Annotated in this window: 25 protein-coding genes; 24 read left to right on the top strand and 1 reads right to left on the bottom strand. The window is 65.1% G+C overall.

What is annotated here, in order from left to right; genetic code table 11:
• Positions 1-3 precede the first annotated feature (3 nt).
• The 13 genes from ABNX08_RS20725 (at position 4) to ABNX08_RS20665 (ending at position 15,564) form a co-directional block, all read left to right on the top strand.
• The gene (locus ABNX08_RS20725) at positions 4-1,500 is read left to right on the top strand and encodes a CoA-acylating methylmalonate-semialdehyde dehydrogenase (protein WP_349605723.1); all 1,497 of its coding nucleotides are present in this window, start codon (positions 4-6) and stop codon (positions 1,498-1,500) included.
• 35 nt (positions 1,501-1,535) lie between these two features.
• Positions 1,536-3,200 (top strand): GMC family oxidoreductase, encoded by a 1,665-nt coding sequence (locus ABNX08_RS20720; protein ID WP_022537023.1) that lies wholly within the window; start codon positions 1,536-1,538, stop codon positions 3,198-3,200.
• 364 nt (positions 3,201-3,564) lie between these two features.
• Positions 3,565-4,341: an ABC transporter ATP-binding protein gene (locus ABNX08_RS20715; RefSeq protein WP_022537022.1), complete on the top strand. Its 777-nt coding sequence runs from the start codon at positions 3,565-3,567 to the stop codon at positions 4,339-4,341.
• A 10-nt stretch (positions 4,342-4,351) separates the two neighbouring features.
• Positions 4,352-5,077: an ABC transporter ATP-binding protein gene (locus ABNX08_RS20710; RefSeq protein WP_022537021.1), complete on the top strand. Its 726-nt coding sequence runs from the start codon at positions 4,352-4,354 to the stop codon at positions 5,075-5,077.
• 74 nt (positions 5,078-5,151) lie between these two features.
• Positions 5,152-6,360 (top strand): ABC transporter substrate-binding protein, encoded by a 1,209-nt coding sequence (locus ABNX08_RS20705; RefSeq protein WP_022537020.1) that lies wholly within the window; start codon positions 5,152-5,154, stop codon positions 6,358-6,360.
• A gap of 221 nt (positions 6,361-6,581) precedes the next feature.
• Positions 6,582-7,466: a branched-chain amino acid ABC transporter permease gene (locus ABNX08_RS20700; RefSeq protein WP_010811285.1), complete on the top strand. Its 885-nt coding sequence runs from the start codon at positions 6,582-6,584 to the stop codon at positions 7,464-7,466.
• Positions 7,466-8,512, top strand: coding sequence for a branched-chain amino acid ABC transporter permease (locus ABNX08_RS20695; RefSeq protein ID WP_022537018.1), 1,047 nt, complete (start codon positions 7,466-7,468; stop codon positions 8,510-8,512). The genes ABNX08_RS20700 and ABNX08_RS20695 overlap by 1 nt, the downstream gene beginning before the upstream one ends.
• Before the next feature lie 317 nt (positions 8,513-8,829).
• Entirely contained in the window at positions 8,830-9,375 is a 546-nt protein-coding gene (locus ABNX08_RS20690) for a hypothetical protein (protein ID WP_041681181.1), read from the top strand.
• Positions 9,376-9,447: 72 nt separating this feature from the next.
• The gene (locus ABNX08_RS20685) at positions 9,448-10,206 is read left to right on the top strand and encodes a TSUP family transporter (RefSeq protein WP_041681180.1); all 759 of its coding nucleotides are present in this window, start codon (positions 9,448-9,450) and stop codon (positions 10,204-10,206) included.
• Positions 10,207-10,497: 291 nt separating this feature from the next.
• Positions 10,498-11,655 (top strand): ABC transporter substrate-binding protein, encoded by a 1,158-nt coding sequence (locus ABNX08_RS20680; protein WP_349605718.1) that lies wholly within the window; start codon positions 10,498-10,500, stop codon positions 11,653-11,655.
• 258 nt (positions 11,656-11,913) lie between these two features.
• Positions 11,914-12,966, top strand: coding sequence for a branched-chain amino acid ABC transporter permease (locus ABNX08_RS20675; RefSeq protein ID WP_022537014.1), 1,053 nt, complete (start codon positions 11,914-11,916; stop codon positions 12,964-12,966).
• A gap of 3 nt (positions 12,967-12,969) precedes the next feature.
• Positions 12,970-14,811: an ATP-binding cassette domain-containing protein gene (locus ABNX08_RS20670; protein WP_374063631.1), complete on the top strand. Its 1,842-nt coding sequence runs from the start codon at positions 12,970-12,972 to the stop codon at positions 14,809-14,811.
• A 9-nt stretch (positions 14,812-14,820) separates the two neighbouring features.
• On the top strand, positions 14,821-15,564 hold the full coding sequence (locus tag ABNX08_RS20665) for an ABC transporter ATP-binding protein (RefSeq protein ID WP_022537012.1): 744 nt from the start codon (positions 14,821-14,823) through the stop codon (positions 15,562-15,564).
• Between the two features lie 273 nt (positions 15,565-15,837).
• Here the strand turns inward: ABNX08_RS20665 and ABNX08_RS20660 are convergent, their stop codons facing one another.
• Positions 15,838-16,758, bottom strand: coding sequence for a LysR substrate-binding domain-containing protein (locus ABNX08_RS20660; RefSeq protein WP_349604456.1), 921 nt, complete (start codon positions 16,756-16,758; stop codon positions 15,838-15,840).
• Positions 16,759-16,895: 137 nt separating this feature from the next.
• On the opposite strand from ABNX08_RS20660, the gene ABNX08_RS20655 reads away from it, so the two are divergent.
• The 11 genes from ABNX08_RS20655 to ABNX08_RS20605 all read left to right on the top strand — a co-directional run bounded on the left by ABNX08_RS20655 (position 16,896) and on the right by ABNX08_RS20605 (position 26,870).
• A complete protein-coding gene (locus ABNX08_RS20655) occupies positions 16,896-17,891 on the top strand; it encodes a tripartite tricarboxylate transporter substrate binding protein BugE (RefSeq protein WP_022537010.1) in 996 nt (331 codons plus the stop codon).
• A gap of 3 nt (positions 17,892-17,894) precedes the next feature.
• A complete protein-coding gene (locus ABNX08_RS20650) occupies positions 17,895-18,779 on the top strand; it encodes an N-formylglutamate amidohydrolase (RefSeq protein ID WP_022537009.1) in 885 nt (294 codons plus the stop codon).
• A 210-nt stretch (positions 18,780-18,989) separates the two neighbouring features.
• A complete protein-coding gene (gene mnmG, locus ABNX08_RS20645) occupies positions 18,990-20,966 on the top strand; it encodes a tRNA uridine-5-carboxymethylaminomethyl(34) synthesis enzyme MnmG (protein ID WP_349604372.1) in 1,977 nt (658 codons plus the stop codon).
• A gap of 21 nt (positions 20,967-20,987) precedes the next feature.
• Positions 20,988-21,674, top strand: coding sequence for a 16S rRNA (guanine(527)-N(7))-methyltransferase RsmG (gene rsmG / locus ABNX08_RS20640; RefSeq protein ID WP_349604374.1), 687 nt, complete (start codon positions 20,988-20,990; stop codon positions 21,672-21,674).
• A 101-nt stretch (positions 21,675-21,775) separates the two neighbouring features.
• Complete coding sequence (locus ABNX08_RS20635) at positions 21,776-22,549, top strand: ParA family protein (RefSeq protein ID WP_022537006.1); 774 nt, start codon at positions 21,776-21,778, stop codon at positions 22,547-22,549.
• Between the two features lie 14 nt (positions 22,550-22,563).
• Positions 22,564-23,466 carry a ParB/RepB/Spo0J family partition protein gene (locus ABNX08_RS20630; protein WP_022537005.1) on the top strand — a complete coding sequence of 301 codons (903 nt, stop codon included), beginning with the start codon at positions 22,564-22,566 and terminating at the stop codon, positions 23,464-23,466.
• Positions 23,467-23,824: 358 nt separating this feature from the next.
• Positions 23,825-24,328, top strand: a complete 504-nt coding sequence (locus tag ABNX08_RS20625) for an ATP synthase subunit I (RefSeq protein WP_349604377.1) — start codon at positions 23,825-23,827, stop codon at positions 24,326-24,328.
• Between the two features lie 232 nt (positions 24,329-24,560).
• Positions 24,561-25,427, top strand: coding sequence for a F0F1 ATP synthase subunit A (gene atpB, locus ABNX08_RS20620; protein WP_041681640.1), 867 nt, complete (start codon positions 24,561-24,563; stop codon positions 25,425-25,427).
• Between the two features lie 61 nt (positions 25,428-25,488).
• Complete coding sequence (gene atpE / locus ABNX08_RS20615; protein WP_022537002.1) at positions 25,489-25,755, top strand: F0F1 ATP synthase subunit C; 267 nt, start codon at positions 25,489-25,491, stop codon at positions 25,753-25,755.
• A gap of 99 nt (positions 25,756-25,854) precedes the next feature.
• Entirely contained in the window at positions 25,855-26,325 is a 471-nt protein-coding gene (locus ABNX08_RS20610; protein WP_022537001.1) for a F0F1 ATP synthase subunit B, read from the top strand.
• Positions 26,326-26,327: 2 nt separating this feature from the next.
• Complete coding sequence (locus tag ABNX08_RS20605) at positions 26,328-26,870, top strand: F0F1 ATP synthase subunit delta (protein ID WP_022537000.1); 543 nt, start codon at positions 26,328-26,330, stop codon at positions 26,868-26,870.
• Positions 26,871-26,898: the final 28 nt, after the last annotated feature.

The following is a 26,898-nucleotide window of genomic DNA, read 5'->3' as shown; positions in this document are numbered from 1 at the left end:
GCGGTGCAAACCATCATCGGCCATGCCATCGCAGGCCGGCAGACGCGCGGTACGTCGCAGCGTCTGGCCGATATCTATAATCCCGCGACGGGCGAAGTCGCCGCGCGCGTGGCGCTGGCCACGGTGCAGGATGTGGGCGACGCCGTGGCTGCGGCAAAAGGCGCATTCCCCGCGTGGTCGGAAACCCCGCCGCTGCGCCGCGCGCGCATCCTGTTCAAGTTCAAGGAGCTGCTCGACCGGCACCACGACGACCTGGCCGCGCTGATTACGCGCGAACACGGCAAGGTGTTCTCGGATGCCAAGGGTGAAGTCACGCGCGGCATCGAGGTGGTGGAGTTCGCCTGCGGCATCCCCAACCTGCTCAAGACCGACTTCACCGACAACATCGGCGGCGGCATCGACAACTGGAACCTGCGCCAGCCGCTGGGCGTGGTGGCCGGCATCACGCCGTTCAACTTCCCGGTGATGGTGCCGATGTGGATGTTCCCGGTGGCGATCGCCTGTGGCAATACCTTCGTGCTGAAGCCTTCGGAACGCGATCCGTCGCCGAGCCTGCTGATTGCCGACCTGCTGCGCCAGGCCGGCTTGCCCGATGGCGTGTTCAACGTGGTGCAGGGCGACAAGGAAGCGGTCGATGCGCTGCTGGCGCATCCGGATGTGCAGGCGCTGTCGTTCGTCGGTTCGACGCCGATTGCGGAGTACATCTATACGGAAGGCACCAGGCACGGCAAGCGCGTGCAGGCGCTGGGCGGTGCCAAGAACCACCTGGTGGTGATGCCCGATGCGGATCTCGACCAGGCGGTCGATGCGCTGATCGGCGCGGCCTACGGCTCCGCCGGCGAGCGCTGCATGGCGATCTCGGTGGCGGTGGCGGTTGGCGACGTGGCCGACAAGCTCGTGCCGCGACTCGCCGAACGCGCCAGCTCGCTGAAGATCCGCAACGGCATGGAGTCCGACGCCGAAATGGGTCCGCTGGTGACCGCTGCGCACAAGGCGAAGGTGGAGAGCTATATCGCCAAGGGCGTGGAAGAGGGCGCGACGCTGGTGACCGATGGCCGCGGCCATACCGTGCCCGGCCACGAGAACGGCTTCTATGTCGGCGGCACGCTGTTCGACAACGTCAAGCCGGACATGACGATCTACAAGGAAGAGATCTTCGGCCCGGTGCTGTCGGTGGTGCGCGTGCATGACTTTGCCGAGGCGGTGAAGCTGATCAATGCGCATGAGTACGGCAACGGCGTATCTTGCTACACCAGCGATGGCGGCATCGCGCGCGCCTTTGCGCGGCAGATCCAGATCGGCATGGTCGGCATCAACGTGCCGATCCCGGTGCCGATGGCCTGGCATTCGTTCGGCGGCTGGAAGCGCTCGCTGTTTGGCGACCACCATGCTTACGGCGAAGAGGGCGTGCGCTTCTACACGCGCTACAAGAGCGTGATGCAGCGCTGGCCGGATTCGATCGCCAAGGGCGCGGAGTTCACCATGCCGGTGGCGAAATAATTCCCGCCACCCCTGCCACGATAACCAAAAGAGCCATGGAGACATTCGACTACATCATCGTGGGCGCCGGCTCGGCCGGCTGTGTCCTGGCGAACCGCCTGACGCAGGACCCGGACGTCAAGGTGCTGCTGCTGGAAGCCGGCGGCAAGGATGACTACCACTGGATCCATATCCCGGTCGGCTATCTGTATTGCATCGGCAATCCGCGTACCGACTGGCTCTATCGCACCGAGGCGGAAGCCGGACTGAACGGCCGCTCGCTGGGCTATCCGCGCGGGCGCGTGCTGGGCGGATGCTCATCCATCAACGGCATGATCTATATGCGCGGCCAGCGCGAGGACTATGACGAGTGGGCGCGGCTCACCGGCGATGACGGCTGGCGCTGGGACAACGTGCTGCCGCTGTTCAAGCGCAGCGAGGACCATCACCGCGGCCCGAGCGACTTCCATGGCGCCGGCGGCGAGTGGCGCGTGGAAGGCCAGCGGCTGCGCTGGGACATCCTGGAGCGCTTTGCCGATGCGGCCGAGCAGGCGGGCATCCCGCGCACCGAGGACTTCAACCGCGGCGACAACTTCGGTGTCGGCTATTTCGAAGTGAACCAGCGCCGCGGCATCCGCTGGAATACGGCCAAGGCCTTCCTGCGGCGCGCCTCGGAGCGGCCCAACCTGACCATCGTCACCGGCGCGCAGGTCAGCGGCCTGACCTTCGACGGACGCCGTTGCAACGGCGTGAACTACGTCGGCGGCGGCCAGCCGCATACGGTAGCGGCCACGCTCGAGGTCATCCTTGCCGCGGGCGCGGTCAATACGCCGCAACTTCTGGAACTCTCCGGCATCGGCCAGGCCGAGCGTCTGGGCGCGCTGGGCATCCCGGTGCGGCACGCGCTGCCCGGCGTGGGCGAGAACCTGCAGGACCACCTGCAGCTGCGCACGGTGGTCAAGGTCAACGGCGTGCGCACGCTCAACACCCGCGCGGCGAGCCTGTGGGGCAAGTTCTGTATCGGCGTGCAATACGCCATCAACCAGAGCGGGCCGATGAGCATGGCGCCGTCGCAACTGGGCGCGTTCGCGCGCTCGGACCCCGGGCAGGCGCGCGCCAATATCGAGTACCACGTGCAGCCGCTGTCGCTGGACAAGTTCGGCGACCCGCTGCACGCGTTCAACGCCTTTACCGCCAGCGCCTGCAACCTGCGGCCGACCTCGCGCGGCAGCGTGCATATCGGCAGCGCGGACTTCCGCCAGGCGCCAGCGATCGCGCCGAACTACCTGTCGACGGAAGCGGACCGGCGCGTCGCGGCCGATTCGATACGGCTCACGCGCCGCATCGTGGCCTCGCCCGCGCTGGCACCGTACCAGCCCGAGGAATGGCTGCCGGGCCCCGCGTTCCAGACCGACGCGGAGCTGGCCGAAGCCGCCGGCAATATCGGCACCACCATCTTCCATCCGGTGGGCACCTGCAAGATGGGCCGCGCCGACGATCCTACGGCGGTGGTGGACCATCGACTGCGCGTGCTGGGTATCGAGGGCCTGCGCGTGGTCGATGCCTCGGTGATGCCGCTGATCACCTCGGGCAATACCAACTCTCCGACCATCATGATTGCCGAGCGCGCCAGCGACATGATCCGCGAGGATCGCCGGCGCGCGGCGGACACGCAGGAGATTGCAGCTCCGGCGCCGGCAGCGGCGGTGGAGAGCGCCTGATGGGGCGCGGCGTCGCAGCAGAAAGTCAGGCAGGCAGGCGGCGTCGGCCAGGTGGCGCCTCCTGCTCATGTGCGCCTGCAAAAAAACTGACACTTGGTTCATGTTTCATAGTGCAAACCCCGATGTTTTGCGATGCAACAGGCGCACACAATAGACGCCTCACAGGGTGCGGCGGCAGCACATGCTAGCCAGTCGCCAGGCACCAGCGGGAGCCGCCCCGCGCACAGATAAGAAGTCCGCAGGCAGGCCGCAGGAGCGGCCGGCCTGACGGAAAACGCGGCACCAAGGGCCTACCAGGCCGGTTCGGACCATTGTCAGTGCCGGGCATCACCCCGGCAGTTCAGCAAGAGGGCGGGCAGGAGACATGAACCAGCAGGAAACCATCCTGGAAACGCGGAACCTCACCAAGGAATTCAAGGGGTTCACGGCAGTGAGCGACGTCAACCTGCGGGTGCGACGCGGGTCGATCCATGCATTGATCGGGCCCAACGGCGCGGGCAAGACCACTTGCTTCAACCTGCTCACCAAGTTCCTGGAGCCGACCACCGGCACCATCCTATTCAACGGCATCGACATCACCCGCGAGAAGCCCGCGCAGATCGCGCGCCGCGGCGTGATCCGTTCCTTCCAGATCTCGGCGGTGTTCCCGCACCTGACGGTGATGGAGAACGTGCGCATCGGCCTGCAGCGCCAGCTTGGCACCGCGTACCAGTTCTGGCGCAGCGAGCGCTCGCTGAACGTGCTCAACGACCGCGCCATGGAGCTGCTCGAGCAGGTCGGGCTGACCGAGTTCGCGCACACCGTCACGGTGAACCTGCCGTACGGCCGCAAGCGCGCGCTCGAGATCGCCACGACGCTGGCGATGGAGCCCGAGCTGATGCTGCTGGACGAACCCACGCAGGGCATGGGCCATGAGGACGTGGACCGCGTCACGCAGCTGATCAGGAAGGTCTCGGCGGGCCGCACCATCCTGATGGTGGAGCACAACATGAGCGTGGTGTCGTCGATCGCGGACAAGATCACGGTGCTGCAGCGCGGCGCGATCCTGGCCGAGGGCCCTTACGCTGAAGTGTCGAAGGACCCGCGCGTGATGGAGGCCTACATGGGTACCGTCGACGCGGAACTGCAAGGCGCGCACTGAGGGGCACGACATGACGACATCGAATACACCTGCCCTCGAAATCAAGGGCCTGGAGGCCTGGTACGGCGAATCGCACATCCTGCACGGCGTGGACCTGACGGTGAACCGCGGTGAAGTGGTCACGCTGCTGGGCCGCAACGGCGCCGGTCGCACCACCACGCTGCGCGCGATCATGGGCCTGACGGGGGCGCGCAAGGGCTCGATCAAGGTCAATGGCCATGAAACCATCAGCCTGCCCACGCACAAGATCGCGCACTACGGCATTGGCTATTGCCCCGAAGAGCGCGCCATCTTCTCCAGCCTCTCATGCGAAGAAAACCTGATGCTGCCGCCCGTGCTCAAGGGCGCCGACACCAGCAAGGGCATGAGCGAGGCGGATATCTACGAGATGTTCCCGAACCTGAAGGAGCGCCGCCAGAGCCAGGGCACGCGTCTTTCCGGCGGCGAGCAGCAGATGCTGGCGGTCGGGCGCATCCTGCGCACGGGTGCCAACCTGCTGTTGCTCGATGAAATCTCGGAAGGGTTGGCACCGGTGATCGTGCAGGCGCTCGCGCGCATGATCCTGATGCTCAAGCAGAAGGGGTACACGGTGGTGATGGTGGAGCAGAACTTCCGCTTCGCCGCGCCGCTGGCCGACCGCTTCTACGTGATGGAGCATGGCAGCATCGTCGAGCGCTTCGCGGCCAATGAGCTGCAGGCCAAGATGCCGGTGCTGCACGAACTGCTCGGGGTCTGATCCGCACGGATCATTGGTTGCTGTTTGGCAGGAACGGGTGGCGCGCATGCCGCCGCAAATCAGGAGACATAGACATGAAAAAGACTCGGCTCGCGGCCGCGATGGCGGCCATTGCCATGGGTGCGGTTTCCTTCAGCGCCGTTGCCCAGGTGTCGGGCGACACCGTGAAGATCGGCTACATCACCGACATGTCGGGCCTGTACGCCGACATCGATGGCCCGGGTGGCCTGGAAGCCATCAAGATGGCGATCGAGGACCGCGGCGGCAAGGTGCTGGGCAAGCCCATCGAGATTGTCTCCGCCGACCACCAGAACAAGGCCGACATCGCCGCCTCCAAGGCGCGCGAATGGATGGATCAACAGGGCCTGGACCTGCTGCTGGGCGGCACCAACTCGGGCACCGCGCTGGCGATGAACAAAGTGGCTTCGGAGAAGAAGCGCGTCTACATCAACATCGGCGCCGGCACCGCGCGCCTGACCAACGAAGAGTGCTCGCCGTACACGGTGCACTACGCCTATGACACGGTGGCGCTGGCCAAGGGCACCGGCAGCGCGGTGGTCAAGCAGGGCGGCAAGTCGTGGTTCTTCCTGACCGCCGACTACGCCTTCGGCCATTCGCTGGAAAGTGACACCGCGGCGGTGGTCAAGGCCAGCGGTGGCACGGTGGCGGGCCAGGTGCGCCATCCGCTGTCGGCATCGGATTTCTCTTCGTTCCTGCTGCAGGCACAGTCGTCCAAGGCGCAGATCCTGGGCCTGGCCAACGCCGGCGGCGACACCATCAACGCGATCAAGGCGGCCAAGGAATTCGGCATCACCAAGTCGATGAAGATCGCCGGCCTGCTGATGTTCATCAACGACATCCACAGCCTGGGGCTGAAGAACACCGAAGGCCTGCTGATGACCGACAGCTGGTACTGGGACATGAACGACGACACCCGCAAGTTCGCCAACCGCTTCTTCGGCAAGATGAAGAAGATGCCGAGCAGCCTGCAGGCGGCGGACTACTCGGCGGCCAGCACCTACCTGAAGGCGGTGGAAGCGGCCAAGACCGACGACCCGGACAAGGTCATGGCTGAGTTGAAGAAGATGAAGATCAACGACTTCTACACCAAGGGCTATATCCGCCAGGACGGCCGCGGCATCCACGACATGTACCTGATGCAGGTGAAGACGGCAGCCGAATCGAAGAAGCCGTGGGATTACCTGAAGGTGGTGGCGACCATCCCGGGCGATCAGGCCTTCACCACGGTGGCCGACTCGAAGTGCGCGATGTTGAAGAAGTAAGACGCAGCAGGCCTGCGACGGTTTGCTCCCCTCTCCCGCTTGCGGGAGAGGGGCAGGGGGAGAGGGCGGGCGTCGGCCGGAGCGCGACGCCGGTAGACGCGGCGCGGCGTGACCAATGCCGGCGCCATCGTTGAAGTTCGTAGCCCCTTCCGCGCCGGCCCTCTCCCCCAACCCCTCTCCCGCTCGCGGAAGAGGGGAGACCCCACCAGCAATCGATGCTCATGGACATCTTCGGAATCCCCTTGCCTGCCATGCTCTCCCAGCTATTGCTGGGGCTGGTCAACGGCGCTTTCTATGCGATGCTGAGCCTGGGCCTCGCGGTCATCTTCGGCCTGCTCAACGTCATCAATTTCGCGCACGGCGCGCTGTTCATGCTCGGTGCGGTACTGGCCTGGATGGGCATGGAGTACGCCGGGCTGAACTACTGGATCATGCTGCTGCTGTCGCCGCTGGTCGTTGCCGCGCTGGGCGTGGTGATCGAGAAGACCATGCTGCGCTGGATCTACAAGCTCGACCATATCTATGGCCTGCTGCTGACGCTGGGCATTACGCTGGTGATCGAGGGCATCTTCCGCTCGATCTACGGCGTGTCGGGGCTGCCGTACTCGACGCCGGACGCGCTGCAGGGCGCGACCGATCTGGGCTTCATGATCCTGCCCAACTACCGCGCGTGGGTCGTGGTGGCGTCGCTGGTGGTGTGCTTCGCCACCTGGTACGTGATTGAGAAGACCAAGCTGGGCGCCTACCTGCGCGCCGGCACCGAGAACCCCAAGATGGTCGAGGCCTTCGGCGTCAACGTGCCGCTGATGGTGACGCTGACCTACGGCTTCGGCGTGGCGCTGGCCGCGTTTGCGGGCGTGCTGGCTGCTCCGGTGATCCAGATCTCGCCGCTGATGGGGCAGAACCTGATCATCATCGTGTTCGCGGTGGTGGTGATCGGCGGCATGGGTTCGATCATGGGTTCGATCCTGACCGGCCTGGGGCTGGGCGTGGTCGAGGGCCTGACCAAGGTGTTCTATCCTGAAGCATCGTCGACCGTGGTGTTCTTCATCATGGTGATCGTGCTGCTGCTGCGCCCGGCCGGGCTGTTCGGGAAGGAGAAGTGATGAGCGCACCATCCACATCATCGACGCAAACGCCGGTGGCGGCCAACGCAGGCCAGGCAGGAAAGGGACAAGGCGTGCAGAAGAAACTGTTGTACGGATTGCTGTTGCTGGCACTGGTTGCCGCGCCGCTGGCGGGCGCCTATCCGGTGTTCGTGCTCAAGGTGCTGTGCTTCGCGCTGTTTGCATGCGCCTTCAACCTGCTGATCGGCTATACCGGCCTGCTGTCGTTCGGGCACGCGGCCTTTTTCGGCGGCGCCGGCTACGTGGCCGGCCAGGCGATGAAGGCCTGGGGCGTGACGCCGGAGATCGGCCTGATCCTGGGCACGGCCACCGGCGCTCTGATCGGCTACGTGGTGGGCTCGCTGGCGATCCGCCGGCAGGGCATCTACTTCTCGATGATCACGCTGGCGCTGGCGCAGATGCTGTTCTTTATCTGCCTGCAGGCGCCGTTCACCGGCGGCGAGGACGGCCTGCAGGGCATCCCACGCGGCAAGCTGTTCGGCGTGCTGTCGCTGTCTAGTGACCTGACGCTGTACTACGTGGCACTGGTGATCATCGTCGCGGCCTTCGCGCTGATCGTGCGCACGGTGCATTCGCCGTTCGGCCAGATCCTGAAGGCGATCAAGGAGAACGAGCCGCGCGCGATCTCGCTGGGCTATGACGTCGACCGCTTCAAGCTGACCGCCTTCGTGCTGTCGGCGGCGCTGTCGGGGCTGGCCGGTTCGATCAAGGCGCTGGTGCTGGGCTTCGAGACGCTGACCGACGTGCACTGGTCGATGTCGGGCTCGGTGATCCTGATGACGCTGGTCGGCGGCCTGGGCACATTGTCGGGCCCGATCGTCGGCGCCTTCGTGGTCGTGGCGCTGGAGAACAAGCTGGGCGACATCGGCAGCTTCCTGGCATCGACCACGGGCTTCGGCTGGTTCAATACGCTGGGCGAGTCGGTGACGATGGTGACCGGCGTGATCTTCGTGATCTGCGTGCTGACCTTCCGCCGTGGCATCATGGGCGAGCTGCTGGCGCGCTTCGGTCGCAAGCAGGAGTGACCGCCGATCGACATGCCCGAATCTGGGGCTAGGGTTTTTTCTAGCTTGTCCTCGATGCACCGCTTCGTTACATTCCATATACGGTTTTCGCAGGTTAAATGGAGGCGGAAGCGAGGAGACGACAGGCGCGCACCCGGTGTCGGGTAGCAGCGTTATAAATAAAGGGCGTTGCCGGGTGATCCTCGGCAACGCTTTTTTCATTTGGGCTTCCCTCCGCGCCTGTGTCGCATTCGCCCCATCCTGGGGCATCCATGCCGCATCGGCATCACCTGGCCCCCTGCCGCGTGAGACAATGCGGGCGCTCTCCGTTGCCCGCCATGCCCGCCGTTCCTGACTCTCCCGATTCCCCAGACACCCCCGGTGGTCCCGGCTCACCCGCGCCGCAGGGGTTGGTACGCCTCGGGCTGGGTGCCGATGCGGCCATACTGGCGGCCTGGCTGGACGTCGTGCAGCCGCTGCCGGTGCCCGCCGCCCGCGCGCGCCGGCTGATGCTGGATGAGTTGCTGGCCCAGTCCGGGCGCGGCATCTGCCTGATCGCGCACGGGGCGGCGCCGGACGATGTGCTGGGTTGCCTGCCGGTGGCGCTGGTGCCGAGCCTGGACCTTGCCGGGCTGGTGGCCTGTGCGACGGAGTGGTGGGTACGCCCCGGCTTGCCGCCCGAGGCCGGCCGGACGTGCCTGCAGGCCTGCTGCGACACGCTGGCCGACTGGGGCCGCGCCCACGGCATCCGCCACGCCTTGCTGGCGCCCGCGCTGGTGACCGCGCTGGTGTCGGGGAAGGGTGGCCCGCCAGCGGGCTTCAGCCCCCACGGCAGCGGCATGTGGCATCGCGGCCTGGTGCCCGCCGCCAAGGTGCTCGGCTGAGCCGGCACGCCTGGCCGCGCGCCTGACGTTCCCCTCCGTTTCTCCCTTCTCGCTTTCCCGTTTCCTGCAATGATGGAATTTGCATTCCTGGCGGTTGCCGCCTTTCTCGCCGGCCTGATCGATGCGGTTGCCGGCGGCGGTGGCCTGGTACAGATCCCGGCCCTGTTCTCGGCCTATCCCGGCATGTCGCCGGCCACGCTGCTCGGCACCAACAAGGTCGCGTCGATCGCGGGCACCGCCAACGCGGCACTGCGCTACGGCCGCAGCGTGCGCATCTACTGGGGTGCTACCGCGCCGGCGGTGGTGGCGGCCTTTATCTGCTCGATGGCCGGCGCCTGGGCGCTGACCATGCTCCCGGCCGAGCCGATGCGCAAGGCGTTGCCGTTTATCCTGGTGGTGCTGCTGGTCTATACGGTCGCCAAGAAGGACCTGGGTACGGAGCACGCGCCCACGCTGTCGGGCGGGCGCGAACGGCTGGCCGCGCTGCTGGCCGGCGCGGTGCTCGGCTTCTATGACGGCGTGTTCGGTCCCGGCACCGGCAGCTTTCTGATGATCGTGTTCGTGCGCGTGTTCGGCTATGACTTCCTGCACGCGGCGGCCTCGACCAAACTGGTCAACCTCGCCACCAACCTGGCGGCGTTGCTGCTGCTGGCCAGCAAGGGCCATATCTGGTGGCAGCTGGGGCTGGTGATGGCGGTGGCCAACGTTGCCGGCAGCCAGGTGGGCAGCCGGCTGGCGCTGCGGCATGGCAGCGCCTTCGTGCGCAAGGTGTTTATCGTGGTGGTGAGCGCGCTGATCCTGAAGACGGCGTGGGATGCGTTCCTGCGTTGATCCGGCCAGGGCCTGCGCCGTGGCGCGATGCGGGTTAATCCTCCCTTTTCGCGCCAAAACGCTGTGATAGACTCGATCCGCATTCCCGACCGTGCGGTCGGTGAATGACGGAAGCGCCAAGTCCGGGGGCTGGTGCGGACGGGAGAAGCGGAACGATGTCGCATCGTTCCTGGCTGTAGCGCGGGCGCCAGCGATGTGCCTGCGTCAGACCCGAGGGGTCACTAGAAAAGGGGCATCCGCCGGCGGACGCCGGACGGATGCCTTTCCGTTTCAGGAACCGAAGGAGACAAGATGGATTTCAAGCGCGCCAGCCTGCTGGCAATCGCGGCGGCCAGCCTCAGCCTGGTTCTCGGCGCAGCCCACGCACAGGTCAAGGTCGGGGTCACGGTATCGGCCACGGGTCCGGCGGCTTCGCTGGGCATCCCGGAAAAGAACACCTTCACGCTGATGCCCAAGGAAGTGGGGGGCAAGAAGATCGAGTACATCGTGCTCGACGATGCCTCCGACACCACCACCGCGGTCAAGAACACCCGCAAGCTGATCAGCGAAGACAAGGTCGACGTGGTGGTGGGTTCCACCGTGACGCCGAACTCGCTGGCGATGGTCGACGTGGTCTCCGAGAGCGAAACGCCGATGATCACCATGGCTGCCTCGGCCCGCATCATCGAGCCGATGGACGCCAAGCGCGCCTGGGTCTTCAAGACGCCGCAGAACGACTCGCATATGGCTACCGCCATTGCCGAGCATATGGGCAACAACAACGTGAAGACGGTGGCCTTTATCGGCTTCGCGGATGCCTATGGCGATAGCTGGGCGCAGGAATTCGCCAAGGTGGCGGACATGCGCAAGATCAAGGTGGTCGCGAACGAGCGCTTTGCCCGCACCGATACCTCGGTGACCGGCCAGGTGCTAAAGATGATGAGCGCCAACGCCGACGCCGTGCTGATCGCAGGCTCGGGTACGCCCGCTGCGCTGCCGGCAAAGACGCTGAAGGAGCGCGGCTACAAGGGCAAGATCTACCAGACCCACGGCGTGGCCAATGCGGACTTCCTGCGCGTGTGCGGCAAGGACTGCGAAGGCACCTTCCTGCCGGCCGGTCCGCTGCTGGTGGCCGAGCAGCTGCCTGACAGCAACCCGGTGAAGAAGCCGGCGATGACCTACAAGACCGCTTATGAGAAGGCGTTCGGCGGGCAGGTCTCGACCTTCGGCGGCCATGCCTGGGATGCGGGCCTGATCCTGCAGCACGCCATCCCCGAAGCGCTGAAGAAGGGCCAGCCCGGCACCAAGGAATTCCGCAAGGCGCTGCGCGACGCGATGGAGCAGACCAGGAACCTGCCGGTCTCGCACGGCATCATGAACATGAGCGCCACCGACCACCTCGGCTTCGACCAGCGCGCCCGCGTGATGGTGCAGATCGTCGACGGCAAGTGGAAGCTGCTGACGAAGTAGGGCTGGCAGCGCTTTCATTCACCGCATCGCTTCGCTAAGGCGGGACGCAGCACAAGCGCATGGTTCGGCCATGCGCTTTTTTTTGCCCGATGCGGATTGCACGACGCACGGCCTGGCGCCATCCTGAGCGTGGGGTCGTTAGGGTTGCCCTGTATTTGCGCTATGGGCAATCCGTTTACTATTTCGTAATCCCAACGCGCTCAGCGCCCTGTCGGCCCCCTTCGATGCAGGCAGGTATTTCTACGACACGGGGAGACAATGGACTTATCTATCGCTGCCATCCTGGCGCAGGACGGCATCACCTCGGGCGCGATCTACGCGCTGCTGGCACTGGCCCTGGTGCTGGTGTTCTCGGTGACCCGCGTCATCTTCATCCCGCAAGGGGAGTTCGTGGCCTACGGCGCGCTGACGCTGGCGGCGATGCAGGCGGGGCACGCGCCACAGACCAGCTGGCTGCTGCTGGCGATGGGCGTGCTCACCTTCCTCTATGAAACCGTGACCGTGCTGCGCAGCGCCGAGCTGCGGCGCACGCTGGGCCAGCGCCTGGGCGTGCTGGCCGGCAAGTACCTGGTGTTTCCGCTCGCGGTGCACTGGATGGCGCAGCAGTATGGCGCGCAGCCACTGCCGATGCTGGCGCAGATCGCGCTGACGCTGCTGATCATCATCCCGCTCGGGCCGATGCTGTACCGGCTGGCGTACCAGCCGCTGGCCGAGGCCAGCACGCTGGTGCTGCTGATCGTCTCGGTCGGCGTGCACTTTGCGCTGGTGGGGCTGGGGCTGGTGATGTTCGGTGCGGAAGGATCGCGGACCACGGCATTCTCTGATGCGCGCTTCGACGTGGGCGCGCTCAGCATCTCGGGGCAGAGCCTGTGGGTGGTGGGCGTGTCGGCGTTGCTGATTGGCGCGCTGTACTTCTATTTCGAGCGCACGCTGCAGGGCAAGGCGCTGCGCGCGACCGCGGTGAACCGGCTGGGCGCGCGCCTGGTCGGCATCGGCACCACGCAGGCGGGGCGCCTGTCGTTCACGCTGGCCGCGGCGATGGGTGCCTTGTGCGGCATCCTGATCGCGCCGCTGACCACGGTCTATTACGAGTCGGGCTTCCTGGTGGGCCTGAAGGGCTTTGTCGGGGCCATCGTCGGCGGGCTGGTCAGCTATCCGGTCGCAGCACTGGGTGCGCTGCTGGTGGGGCTGCTCGAATCCTATTCGTCCTTCTGGGCCAGTGCGTTCAAGGAGGTTATCGTCTTCACACTGATCATCCCGGTGCTGCTGTGGCGCTCGCTGACGAGCAAGCATGTCGAGGAGGAGGAATAAGCCATGACCATGCTGACCGACAAGCAGGCGGCCGTGGCCGGAACCGAGGCAGGCAGCCGCGCGCGCCTGAACCGCAACCGGGTGCTGGTGCTGGCGTTTATCGTGGTGCTGGTGCTGCTGCCGGTACTGCCCACGCCGGAATTCTGGATCACGCTGGGCAACTACATCGGGCTGTACAGCATCGTGGCGATCGGGCTGGTGCTGCTGACCGGCGTGGGCGGCATGACCTCGTTCGGACAGGCCGCCTTCGTGGGGCTGGGAGCGTACAGCACCGCGTACCTGACTACGCAGTTCGGGCTGTCGCCGTGGTTCGGGCTGCTGGTGGGGCTGGTGATCACGGTCGCTTCGGCCTATGTGATCGGGCTGATCACGATGCGCATGTCCGGGCATTACCTGCCGCTGGCGACGATCGCGTGGGGCCTGTCGTTGTTCTTCCTGTTCGGCAACCTGGAATTCCTGGGCAAGTATGACGGGCTGAACGGCATCCCGGTGCTGTCGTTCCTTGGCATCGAGCTGCAGTCGGGCCGCTCGATGTTCTACCTGATCTGGGCCGTGGTACTGGTGTCCGTGCTGGCGACGCAGAACCTGCTGAACTCGCGCCTGGGCCGGGCCATCCGCGCGCTCAAGGGCGGCGGCGTGATGGCCGAGGCCATGGGCGTGAACACGGCGTGGATGAAGGTGGTGATCTTCGTCGTGGCGGCGATCCTCGCGTGCGTGTCGGGCTTCCTGTATGCGCACCTGCAGCGCGCGGTGAACCCGACGCCGTTCGGGCTGAACTACGGCATCGAGTACCTGTTCATGGCGGTGGTTGGCGGCGTGGGCCACGTGTGGGGCGCGGTGCTGGGTGCAGGCATCCTGACCATCCTGAAGGACGTGCTGCAGGGCGTGTTGCCCAAGCTGCTCGGTGCCAACGGCAACTTCGAGATCATCGTCTTCGGCGTGCTGCTGGTGCTGTTGCTGCAGTACGCGCGCGATGGCATCTGGCCGTTCCTGCGTCGTCTCTTTCCTTCGGGCCCGGCGGTGTTGGCACCGGCGCAAGCCGAGGCGTTGGCCGTGCGGCAGAAGCCTGAGGCCGGCGAGCTGATCCTGGACGTGCGCGCCGCGCGCAAGGAGTTCGGCGGACTGGTCGCGGTGAACGATGTCAGCTTCCAGGTACGGGCCGGCGAGATCATCGGCCTGATCGGTCCCAACGGCGCCGGCAAGTCCACCACCTTCAACCTGGTGACGGGCGTGCTGCCAGTCACGCGCGGCGAAGTGCGCTATCGTGGCGAGGTGATCTCGGGCCTGCCGTCGCGCGAGATCGTCAAGCGCGGCATCGGCCGCACCTTCCAGCATGTGCACCTGCTGCCGACCATGACGGTGCTGGAGAACGTCGCCATCGGCGCGCACCTGCGCGGCGATTTCCGCGCGCAGGGCGGTGTCTCCGCTGCGATCCTGCGCATGAACAAGGCCGAGGAAGAGAAGCTGCTGTTCGAGGCCAAGCGCCAGCTCGAACGCGTAGGCCTGGCCGACTGCATGTACATGGAAGCCGGCAGCCTGGCGCTGGGCCAGCAGCGCATCCTGGAGATCGCGCGCGCGCTGTGCTGCGACCCGGCGCTGTTGCTGCTCGACGAACCTGCGGCTGGCCTGCGCTACAAGGAGAAGCAGGCGCTGGCCGAGCTGCTGCGCAAGCTCAAGGGCGAGGGCATGAGCGTGCTGCTGGTCGAGCACGACATGGACTTCGTGATGAACCTGACCGACCGGCTGGTGGTGATGGAATTTGGCACGCGCATTGCCGAGGGCGTGCCCGAGGAAGTGCAGAAGAACCCCGCGGTACTGGAAGCCTATCTCGGTGGCGTGGAGTAAGGACCCGACATGAGCCTGATTCTCGAAGTGAAGGACCTCCACGTCCGCTACGGCAAGGTGGAGGCGGTGCACGGCGCCAACCTGAAGGTGGAAGCCGGCAAGATCGTCACCGTGATCGGCCCCAACGGGGCCGGCAAGTCAACCATGCTCAATGCGATCATGGGCGCGCTGCCGGTGAACGGCTCGTCAAGCGGATCGGTCAGCTACCTCGGCCACGACATGGCCGGCATCCCGGTGGAGGGGCGCGTCGCGCGCGGCATGTGCCTGGTGCCGGAGAAGCGCGAGCTGTTCGCGTCGATGACGGTGGAGGACAACCTGCAGCTTGGCGCCTTCCGCCGCAAGCGCGCGGGCGAGAAGAACTATCTCGACCAGATGGATGTGGTCTATGACTTGTTCCCGCGCCTGCGCGAGCGCGCGCGACAGGAGGCGGGCACGCTGTCCGGCGGCGAGCGCCAGATGCTCGCGGTGGGCCGCGCGCTGATGGCCAAGCCGCAACTGCTGATGCTGGATGAACCCAGCCTGGGGCTGGCGCCGCTGATCGTCAAGGAGATCTTCCACATCATCAGCAACCTGCGCACGACGGGCGTGGCGACCCTGCTGATCGAGCAGAACGCGCGTGCCGCGCTGCAGGTGGCGGACTATGGCTATGTGATCGAGACCGGGGATATGTCGATGGAAGGGCCGGCGGATGAGCTGGCGGCGAATCCAAAGGTGATCGAGACTTACCTTGGATTGGCAAAGAAAGCGGCGTAAACGTCGCGGCGATTGCCGGATGAATGAGGGCCTGCGGCTGCAGGCCCTTTTTTATTTTTCCTGTGAATAACTTTGGGGATAACCGAATTCGGGATGGGTTCAGGGGGCGCAAATGCCAGATGCGCTGAACTGGGTACAGAAAAATTCGTTGTATGAATTTCAGGGTCAGAAATTCGGCTGTTCGTATCTTACATAAGCATGAATTTGCGAAATTAATCAATCAAATGAATGATATGTCTAGCTTTGCGAAGATCATCAGTGATCCGCTGCATATTATGCAGCATCGACGTTGGTATCATGCTTTGCCGTTTCCAACAGCCACTCCCGAAAGCGGTTCAGCGCCGGATGATCGCGCCGTTCCTTGGGGGCACACAGGAAATAGCCGCGCATCAGCGTAATTGGCAGGTCGAACGGTGCTACCACGCGGCCGGCGGCCAGTTCATCGCGCAACAGGCAGCGCTGCAGCACTGCTACGCCCATATCCGCGCGCACCGCCTGGATCAGGATCGAAACCTGGTCGAAACCTGTGGATAACGTCGGCGCAGCGCTAGGTACGCCCGCAGCCTGCAGCCAGTTCTGCCAGTTCGCCGGCGCGGTGGTGTGATAGAGCAGGGGCTCCTGCAGCAACTCAGCCGGCGACTGCCATTGGCCTGCCGCGCGACGCGCGCGAGCGCGTTCCGGGTGGCAGACCGGCACCATTTCACGCCCAACCACATAGTCGACCAGCAGGCCCGGCCACTTGCCGGCTTCGCCCGCCAGGATGGCTGCATCGGGGGCCGGGCTAGAAAAGTCCTCATCGCGCTCGTATGGCACGAAGTCGAGCCTGATGTCCGGATGGCGACGGTGGAAGTCAGGCAGCCGCGGCACAAGCCAGACACTGGCCAGCGTGGGCACGACCGACAACGTCAGGTGGTGCCGGCGGTCACCGGCGAGCAGGGCGGCGCTGGCGTTCTCGATTGCGGCCAGCGGCTCGGCCACTGCGTCCAGCAGTTGCTTGCCGGCGTCCGTCAGCAGCAGCCGATGGGCATTACGCTGGAGCAGTGGCTGGCCGAAATGCGTTTCGAGCCGGGCGATGGCGCGGCTGATGGCCCCTTGCGTCACGCACAGCAGCTCGGCCGCACGGGTGAAGCTGCCCAGCCGTGCCGCGGCGGCGAAGGCGTGCAACTCAGACATCGATGGGGAACGCAGCCGCATGGCGGGGCAGGGCAGCCAGGGCGGCTGCACAGGATGATCTTTGGTAATGCAAACGTGCAATATAGTCGTTTGTGTCGACCCGGTAAACGGCTGACACTCGCCCGGTTCATTGCACAAAACCAACAGGAGAGATCCCCATGATCCGAGCCAGGATGACCCGCCGCCAGCTGCTGCTGTCCGGTACCGCCGCCGCTGCCACGCTGGCGTTTGCCGGCAGCGCTTTCGCGCAGGCCAACTACCCGACGCGCCCGATCCGCCTGATCGTGCCGTTCGCGGCAGGCGGCTCCACCGACCTCTCGGCGCGCCTGGTGGCCGAATTTGCCGGGCGTGAGCTTGGCCAGTCCATCGTGGTCGAGAACAAGGGCGGCGCTGGCGGTTCGCTGGGCATGGAGCAGGTGGCCAATGCCGCGCCGGACGGCTACACCATCGGCATGGCCACGGTCAGCACGCACGGTTCCAACCCCGCGGTGTACCCGAGGCTGAAGTACGACCCGGTCAAGGACTTCGCCCCCGTCACCAACGTGGTAGCGATCCCCAGCGTGTTCGCGGTGCATCCCAGCGTGCCGGCGAAGACCATGCAGGAGTTCGTCGCGCTGGCCAAGGCCAACCCGGGCAAATACAGCTTTGCCTCGCCAGGCGCCGGCTCGCTGGGGCACGTCAACATCGAGAACTTCATGATGCTGGCCAAGATCGACCTGCTGCATGTGCCGTACAAGGGCGCCGGCCTGGCGCTGAATGACGCCGTGGCAGGGCAGGTCAATGCCATCACCGACAACCTGTCGTCCACGCTGCCCCATGTGAAATCGGGCAAGCTGCGCGCGCTGGCGGTGCTGGGCGCGTCGCGCTCGGCACAGTTGCCCGGCGTGCCGACCTACGCCGAACTGGGCTTCAAGGACATGGGCGATGGCGGCTGGTTCGGCATCGTGGCGCCGGCGAATACGCCGCCTGCGATCGTCGCCAGGCTGAACCAGGCCATCCACAAGGCCATGCAGAACCCGGAGTTCAAGCGCAAGGTCGACGAGTCGGGCGGCACGCTGGTGCCGACCACGCCCGAGCAGTTCAAGGCGCAGATCCAGCAGGCCATGGCGCGCTATGCCCGCGTGGCCAAGGCGGCGGATATCAAGCTGGACTGAGGCATGGCTGAAGTGACGAACCCGACGACCAACGAGACCGCCGCGCTGCCCCCGGTGCTCGTGCGCCTGCCGGAAGGGGAGGCGCTGCCGCTGGTGTGCGACTCGCCGCACAGCGGTACCGCATACCCGGCGGACTTCGGTGCCGCCATCCCGGCGGCCCGCCTGCGTGGCGGCGAGGATACGCACGTCGATGCGTTGTGGGATGCTGTGCCGGCCGCAGGCGGTACGCTACTGGCGGCGACGTTCCCGCGTGTCTATATCGATCCCAACCGGATGGCCGACGATATCGACCCGGACCAGCTCGACGGCCCCTGGCCGACCGCGCTGGCCCCGGGCCCGAAGACGCAGCTGGGCTATGGCCTGATCTGGAGCCGGGTCGATGCGTGCACGCCGATCTACGACCGCCGCCTGTCGGTGGCCGAAGTGCAGGCCCGTATCGACCGCTACTACCGGCCGTACCATGCTGCGCTGGCCGAGGCGGTGGAGGGCGCCTGGCAGCGTTTCGGCGCGGTGTGGCACCTGAACCTGCACTCGATGCCGAACAACGCCTATGAGCGCCTCAAGATCGACAGCCCGCATCCCCTGGCGGACTTTGTGCTCGGCGACCGGGACGGCACCACGTGCGAGCCGGGGCTGGTCGACTTGATAGCAGGGGAGTTGCGCGGCATGGGCTACGCGGTGGCCTGCAATGATCCCTACAAGGGCGTGCAGCTGATTGCCCAGATCGGGCGGCCGGCCGAGCGGCGCAATAGCCTGCAGATCGAGATCCGGCGTCCGCTGTACATGGACGACGTTAGCCGGGAGCGCAATGGCGGATTCGCCACGCTGCAGCGCGACCTTGGCAAGCTAACTGAGCAGGTTGCGGCCTATATCCGCACCCAACTCTGAGGCGTTTGTTCCACGTGAAACATCGGCTGGGCCTTGTGCCCGGCCTTTTTGTTTCACGTGGAACATAGCGTGGTTTCGGAACGACTCCTCGGGTACCGCCGACGCCATGTTTCACGTGAAACATGGATACCATCGAAAAGCCCCCAGTCGATTGCCGCTATAATTCGGCATTCCTGAATTTTCCCGCCAGCCTCCCGGAGGAGGTGTCCCATGCTTTACCCAACAGAGTTCGATGTCATCGTCGTCGGTGGTGGTCACGCCGGCACTGAAGCTGCGCTCGCGGCCGCCCGCATGGGCTGCCAGACGCTGCTGCTGACCCATAACATCGAGACGCTGGGCCAGATGAGCTGCAACCCGTCCATCGGCGGCATCGGCAAGGGGCACCTGGTCAAGGAAGTGGATGCGATGGGCGGCGCCATGGCTGCCGCCACGGACGAGGCCGGCATCCAGTTCCGCATCCTCAACTCCAGCAAGGGCCCGGCCGTGCGCGCCACGCGCGCCCAGGCGGACCGCGTGCTGTACCGCAAGGCGATCCGTACCCGGCTGGAAAACCAACCGAACCTGATGCTGTTCCAGCAGGCGGTGGACGATCTGATGGTCGAGGGCGACCGCGTGGTCGGCGCCATGACCCAGGTCGGCATTGCCTTCCGCGCCCGCGCGGTGGTACTGACCGCTGGTACCTTCCTGGACGGCAAGATCCACGTGGGGCTGGACAACTACACCGGCGGCCGCGCCGGCGATCCGGCTGCGGTGTCGCTGTCGGCGCGCCTGAAGGACCTGAAGCTGCCGCAAGGGCGCCTGAAGACCGGTACGCCGCCGCGCATCGACGGCCGCACCATTGACTTCTCGGTGATGGAAGAGCAGCCCGGCGACCTGGACCCCGTGCCGGTGTTCTCCTTCCTGGGTCGCCCGGAGCAGCACCCGCAGCAACTGCCGTGCTGGATCACCCATACCAACAGCCGCACCCACGACATCATCCGCGGCGGGCTGGACCGCTCGCCGATGTACACCGGCGTGATCGAAGGGGTAGGGCCACGCTACTGTCCGAGCATCGAGGACAAGATCCATCGCTTTGCCAGCAAGGAAAGCCACCAGATCTTCCTGGAACCCGAGGGCCTGACCACCAACGAGTTCTACCCGAACGGGATCTCGACCAGCCTGCCGTTCGATGTGCAGCTGGAACTGGTGCGCTCGATCCGCGGGCTGGAGAGCGCGCACATCCTGCGCCCCGGCTATGCGATCGAGTACGACTACTTCGACCCGCGTGGCCTGAAGGCCTCGCTGGAGAGCAAGGCAATCCGCGGCCTGTTCTTTGCCGGGCAGATCAACGGCACCACCGGCTATGAGGAAGCCGCCGCGCAGGGCCTGCTGGCCGGTATCAACGCCGGCTGCTACGTGCGCGAACGTGACGCCTGGACACCGCGCCGCGACCAGGCTTACCTGGGCGTGCTGGTCGACGACCTCATTACCCGTGGCGTGACCGAGCCGTACCGAATGTTCACCAGCCGCGCGGAATTCCGCCTGAGCCTGCGTGAAGACAATGCCGATATGCGCCTGACCGAAGTCGGCCGCGAACTGGGCGTGGTCGACGATGGGCGCTGGGATGCCTTCAACCGCAAGCGCGACGCTGTTTCACGTGAAACAGAGCGCCTGAAGAGCACCTGGGTGAACCCGGCGATGCTGCCGGCCGAAGACGCCGTGCCGCTGCTGGGCAAGCCGATCGAGCGCGAGTACAGCCTGGCCGACCTGCTGCGCCGGCCGGAAGTTCGCTATGAGTCGCTGATGGCGCTGCAGGGCGGCCGCCATGCGCCGGAGACGCCGCTGGATGCCGACGCCATGCTGGCCGAACAGATTCGCGAGCAGATCGAGATCGGCATCAAATACCACGGCTATATCGCCCGCCAGGCGGCCGAGGTCGACAAGCTGGAAGCCAACGAGTCGACGCGCCTGCCGGAGGGGCTGGACTACACCGAGGTACGCGGCCTGGGCTTCGAGGTCAGCCAGAAGCTGAACCAGCATCGTCCGGAAACGCTGGGCCAGGCCTCGCGCATCTCCGGCGTGACGCCGGCTGCCATCTCGCTACTGTTGGTACACCTGAAGAAGAAGGGGTTGGGCCGCACGCGCGCTGACTCTGCTGACTCGGCTGCTGGTACCAATTCGGGCAGCAACTCGCAAGAGGCAGCCTGAGTGGCCGGTCCGCGACACACCATGATCGACGACGCCGCCCAGCGTCGTCGCCTCGAAGCCGGTCTGGAAACGATCGGCCTGGCCCTGGCGCCGGCCCAGATCGACAAGCTGTTCGACTACCTGGCACTGCTGCGCAAGTGGAACGGCGTCTACAACCTGACCGCAATCCGTCATCCCGATGAGATGCTTACGCATCACATGCTGGATTCGCTCGCCGCGGTGCCCGCGCTGGCCAAAGCCGCGCGCGCCGCAGCGCCAGGCACGCCGGCCCGGGGCAGGGTGCTGGACGTGGGTTCGGGCGGCGGCATGCCCGGCCTGCCGCTGGCGATCGCCTGCCCGGACTTGTCGGTGCTGATGGTCGACATCGTGCAGAAGAAGACCGCTTTCCTGACCCAGTGCCGTGCGCAGCTTGGACTTGCCAATGCCGCTGCCCACTGGGGCCCGGTGGAAAAGCTGGAAGACGCAGACGGCTATGCCGTGATCACCTCGCGCGCGTTCGCCGAACTGACAGACTTTGTGAACCTGTCGGGCCATCTGCTGGCGCCGCACGGCAAGCTGATTGCCATGAAGGGTGTTTATCCACAGGCCGAGCTCGACCGCATGGAAGCGGCCGGCCTGATGGCGCAATGGCAGGTCGATACCGTGCCCCGGCTCATCGTGCCGGAGCTGGACGCCGAGCGCCACCTGGTGGTGTTGTCGCGGCGCTGAAGCGCGCAAGCAGGACCTACGCCGCGACGCTGCAACGGCAGCGCCGCGAACTGCCAGCCCCGGGCTGGCCGGATGAATTGAAGCAGGAGCCGCAGAAGCTTATGGCCAAGGTATTCGTGATCGCAAACCAGAAGGGCGGGGTAGGCAAGACCACCACCACGGTGAACCTCGCCGCCGGCCTGGCCGCGCAGGGCCAGCGCGTGCTGCTGGTCGACCTGGACCCGCAGGGCAATGCCTCGATGGGCTCCGGCATCGACAAGCAGGCGCTGGAACACAGCGTGTACCAGGTCCTGGTTGGCCTGGCCAGCGTCACGCAGGCGCGCCAGCGCTCCGAGACCGGCAAGTACGACGTGCTGCCCGCCAACCGCGAGCTGGCTGGCGCCGAAGTGGAGCTGGTCGAGCTCGACCAGCGCGAACGCCGGCTCAAGCAGGCCATCGACGAAGTCGATGATCAGTATGACTTCGTGCTGATCGACTGCCCGCCGTCGCTGTCGCTGCTGACGCTGAACGGCCTGTGTGCGGCACACGGCGTGATCGTGCCGATGCAGTGCGAGTACTTTGCGCTCGAAGGACTGTCGGACCTGGTCAACACCATCAAGCAGGTACACGCCAACCTGAATCGCGAGCTGAAGGTGATCGGCCTGCTGCGCGTCATGTTCGATCCGCGCGTCACGCTGCAGCAGCAGGTGTCGGCGCAGCTGGAGTCGCATTTCGGTGACAAGGTCTTCAAGACCATGATCCCGCGCAATGTGCGCCTGGCCGAGGCACCGTCCTATGGCATGCCGGGCGTGGCATTCGATCCGTCGTCCAAGGGCGCCAAGGCGTACCTGGACTTCGGCGCCGAGATGATCGCGCGCGTCAGGCAGCTGGGCTGAAGGGGAGGTTGAGCATGAGCACGGTAAAGAAGAAGGGCTTGGGCCGCGGCCTCGAAGCGCTGCTGGGCGGGCCGGCCGAGATCGTGGAATCGGTCAAGCAGGACGGCGCGCCCACTGTGCTGCGCCTGGACCAGCTGCAGCCGGGCAAGTACCAGCCGCGCACGCGCATGGACGAAGGCGCGCTTCAGGAGCTGGCAGCGAGCATCCGCGCGCAAGGGCTGATGCAGCCGATCCTGGTACGCCGCGTCGCCGAACCGGATCGTTACGAGATCATCGCGGGCGAACGCCGCTTCCGCGCCTCGAAGCTGGCGGGCCTGGACAAGGTACCGGTGCTGGTCAAGGACGTGGCCGACGAAGCCGCCGCCGCGATGGCGCTGATCGAGAACATCCAGCGCGAAGACCTGAACCCGCTGGAAGAAGCGCAGGGCATCATGCGCCTGATCCGCGAATTCAAGTTTACGCATGAGCAGGCGGCGGAGTCGGTCGGGCGCTCGCGCAGCGCCGTATCGAATCTGCTGCGGCTGCTGAACCTGGCCGCGCCGGTGCAGACCATGCTGATGGCGGGCGATCTCGATATGGGCCACGCGCGCGCGCTGCTGGCCGTCGACGGCGCCAACCAGATCACGCTGGCGAACCAGATCGTCAACAAGCGGCTGTCGGTGCGCGAGACCGAAAAGCTGGTGGCGTCCACGCTCAAGCCGTTCGACCTGAAGTCGCTCAAGCATAAGGGCGCCAATAACATTCGCGACGTGGCGCGGCTGGAAGAAGAACTGTCGGATGCGTTGGGGCTGGCGGTGCAGATCCGGCTCGGCGCACGCGGCAAGGGTCAGCTCACCATCCACTTCAACGACAACGACGCGCTGGAAGAGGTGCTTGCGCGCTTGCGCGAGTCGCAGGCAGGGCAGCGGGTTGCCTGATTTTTAATCAGGCAATTCCGAGAGTATTTCCGCGCGCAATTCGGTGCGATAAACGGCCATTGCCGCGATGACTGTTGCGTGCACGCCGCAGTAGCAAATTCAATGGTCGGTATACGTACCGCGTGGCCGTTAATCCACCATCATGCGCAGGGTTCGCTGCGCAATCCAATTACGTCAAACATTATTGCTGCGCAATTTTTACGCAGCCATCATGCAATCGTGATGGCAACCGTTGTGCGCAATGCACTGCAAGCTAACTGTAAGCAGATTGACGCGAATCAGTAGTTCCCCTTAAAATCGTGCGGTTTGAATTCTGGCCGGGCCGAAAAGTTCCGGTCTGGAATGAGGCAGGAAGGTAGTGGTTCGAGACCGTCAGCAGCGAAGCGCCGGGTCCCGTCAGGAAGATGACTGGGACGACTGGAAAGAGGGCGCAGACCGAGAGGAAGAAGCGGTCGATCCGCTGACGCGCGCCGACGTGGAAAGGCTGTTTGGCGAGCGCGCGCTGCGTCCGTCGCGCATGACCCCGGGCAAGGTTGTCCTGACGCAGGTGATCGTCACCCTGCTGTCGGCACTGTGCTGGGCGCTGTTCGCGAAAGAGCCAGGCCCGTACGGCTGGTCGGCGTTGTTCGGTGGCATCGTGTGCTTCGTGCCGAGCGGGTTCTTCGCGTTCCGCTTGTGGCTGGCGCGCGACCGGGCTTCGATCAGCGGGCTGGTGCTGGGCGAGGCGATCAAGGTCTTTGGCACGGCCGCACTGCTGGTGCTGGTGGTGGTGCTGTACCGGGATCTGCGTTGGGTGCCGATGCTGGTCACGTTCCTGCTAGCGCTCAAGACATATTGGGTGGTGGCCCTGGTGATCCGCTAGGCCAGCCACACGAAGACGGTGCTTCCTCCGGAAGTGGGGCGCCAAGACGGAATATCAAGATTTTCCCGTGACGGTTTCACAGTGGTGACACCGGACACGGCCAAGGTTGGACCCCGCTTGCATTGCGGTGACCGGCGAATCCGCCGAAGGCGATGCAAGACGCGTACCGGGCGTTGGCCAGAGAGTGGCTGCGCACGGCCTGAAGATTTCGCAATATACCGTTCGTATCGACATGTCTGATGCTACCCAAGGCGCCGAACACGCGCTGACACCCTCCGGCTATATCGCCGAACACTTGCAGAACTTGAACTCGGTCGGCGGCAAGCAGGCGTCGGTGGTCGACTTCTCCGTGATCAACTACGACACGGTGTTCTGGTCGGTCCTGTGCGGCGCCATTGCCGTGCTGTTCCTGTACGCCGCCGCGCGCCGCGTTACCGCCGGCGTGCCGGGCCGCTTCCAGGCCTTCGTCGAGATGATCGTCGAGATGGTCGACGACCAGGCCAAGGGCATCATCCACGGCGACCGTTCGTGGATTGCGCCGCTGGCGCTGATGGTGTTCTGCTGGATCACCATGATGAACGCGATCGACCTGATCCCGGTGGACTGGGTCAACGGCCTGAATCACGTCCTGGGCATCTTCCACATCCATCTCCCCCACCACCGCGCGGTGGCCACGGCCGACCTGAACGGCACGCTGGGCATGTCGTGCTCGGTGCTGGTGCTGATGATCTACTACAGCTTCAAGATCAAGGGCACGGGCGGCTTCATGCACGAGCTGTTCTCGGCCCCGTTCGGCGCCAAGTGGTACCTGGCCCCGTTCAACCTGGTCCTGAACCTCATCGAATTCCTGGCCAAGGCCGTTTCGCTCGGCATGCGGTTGTTCGGCAACATGTACGCCGGCGAACTCGTGTTCCTGCTGATCGCGCTGCTGGGCTCCATCTGGACGTTCAGCGCAGACCTGTCGGCGCTGGGCTTCGTTGGCCACGTACTGGCCGGCGCGGTCTGGGCGATCTTCCACATCCTGATCGTTCTGTTGCAGGCGTTCATTTTCATGATGCTGACGCTGGTGTACATCGGCCAGGCTCACGATCACCACTGATTTCCGGTTTTTGGTTTTTTGGTTTTTTGGTTCTAAGTCTCTCTAAATTAAAGGAGTCGTCATGCAAGAATTTCTCGCCAACGTCCAGGGTCTGACCGCCATCGGTATCGGCATCATCATCGGCCTGGGCGCTATCGGCGCCTGCCTGGGTATTGCCCTGATGGGCGGCAAGTACATCGAAGCCTGCGCACGTCAGCCTGAGCTGATGAACCCGCTGCAAACCAAGATGTTCCTGCTGGCTGGCCTGATCGACGCTGCATTCCTGATCGGCGTGGGTGTTGCAATGCTGTTCGCCTTCGCCAACCCGCTGCTGGCTGTCATCAAGTAATTCTTTTCGGTCTGCATGATGCTGACGGGCGGCGCGGGCCACCAGCCTGGCCGCCTTTTGTGCATTTATCTGTAGTTTGATTACCGAAAGGAACACACCATGAATCTGAACGCAACGTTTTTTGCGCAGATGGTCGTGTTCTTCATCCTGTGGTGGGTTGTTGCCAAATTCATTTGGCCGCCGCTGGTGAAGGCGCTCGACGAACGCGCAACGAAGATCGCCGATGGCCTCGCCGCTGCCGAAAAGGGCAAGGCCGAGCTCGAACTCGCCAACAAGCGTGTGGACCAGGCTATGGCCGAAGCCCGCACCGAAGGCGCTCAACGCGTCGCTGACGCCGAGAAGCGCGCCCAGCTGACGGCAGACGAGATCAAGCACAACGCCCAGGCAGAAGCCGCACGCATCATTGCCCAGGCCAAGGCCGAAGCCGAACAGCAGGTTACCCGCGCACGCGAATCACTGCGTGACCAGGTCGCCGTGCTGGCTGTCAAGGGTGCCGAGCAGATCCTCAAGCGTGAAGTGAACGCGCAGGTCCACGTCGACCTGCTCAATCAACTCAAGGCTGAGCTCTAATCATGGCAGAAACCGCAACCATTGCCCGTCCCTATGCTGAGGCGCTGTTCCGCGTCGCTAGCGAGTCGAGCGCAGGCAATCTGGGTGCATGGTCCGAGCTGGTGTCGGAAATGGGGCAGGTTGCCGCCAATCCCGACATGAAGGCGATCGCCGGCGATCCGAACGTTCCCGGCAAGAAGCTGGCTGAACTGTTCCTGTCGGTGCTGAAGTCTCCGCTGAATGACGAGGCACGCCGCTTCGTCCAGATGCTGGTGGAGAACGGCCGCCTGACGGTGATGCCTGAAATCGCCGAACAGTTCCATGCGCTCAAGAACGCCCGCGAAGGGTCGTCCGACGTTGAGATCACCAGCGCTTTCCCGCTGGACGATCAGCAACTGAACGACCTGGTCGCCGCACTCGAACGCAAGTTCGGCCGCAAGCTGCACGCGCAGGTGGCGGTGGACCCGTCCCTGATCGGCGGCGTCAGCGTCAAGGTTGGCGACGAAGTGCTCGACACCTCCGTGCGCTCGCGCCTGGCAGCCATGCAAGTGGCGCTGACCGCCTGATCGCACCGGCCGACGGATTGAAGAATTA

Source organism: Cupriavidus sp. DF5525, from assembly GCF_040149425.2.
Taxonomy (GTDB): domain Bacteria; phylum Pseudomonadota; class Gammaproteobacteria; order Burkholderiales; family Burkholderiaceae; genus Cupriavidus; species Cupriavidus pickettii_A.
Note: the sequence above shows the minus strand (reverse complement) of the source record. Positions and strands in the feature narration are given on the sequence as shown.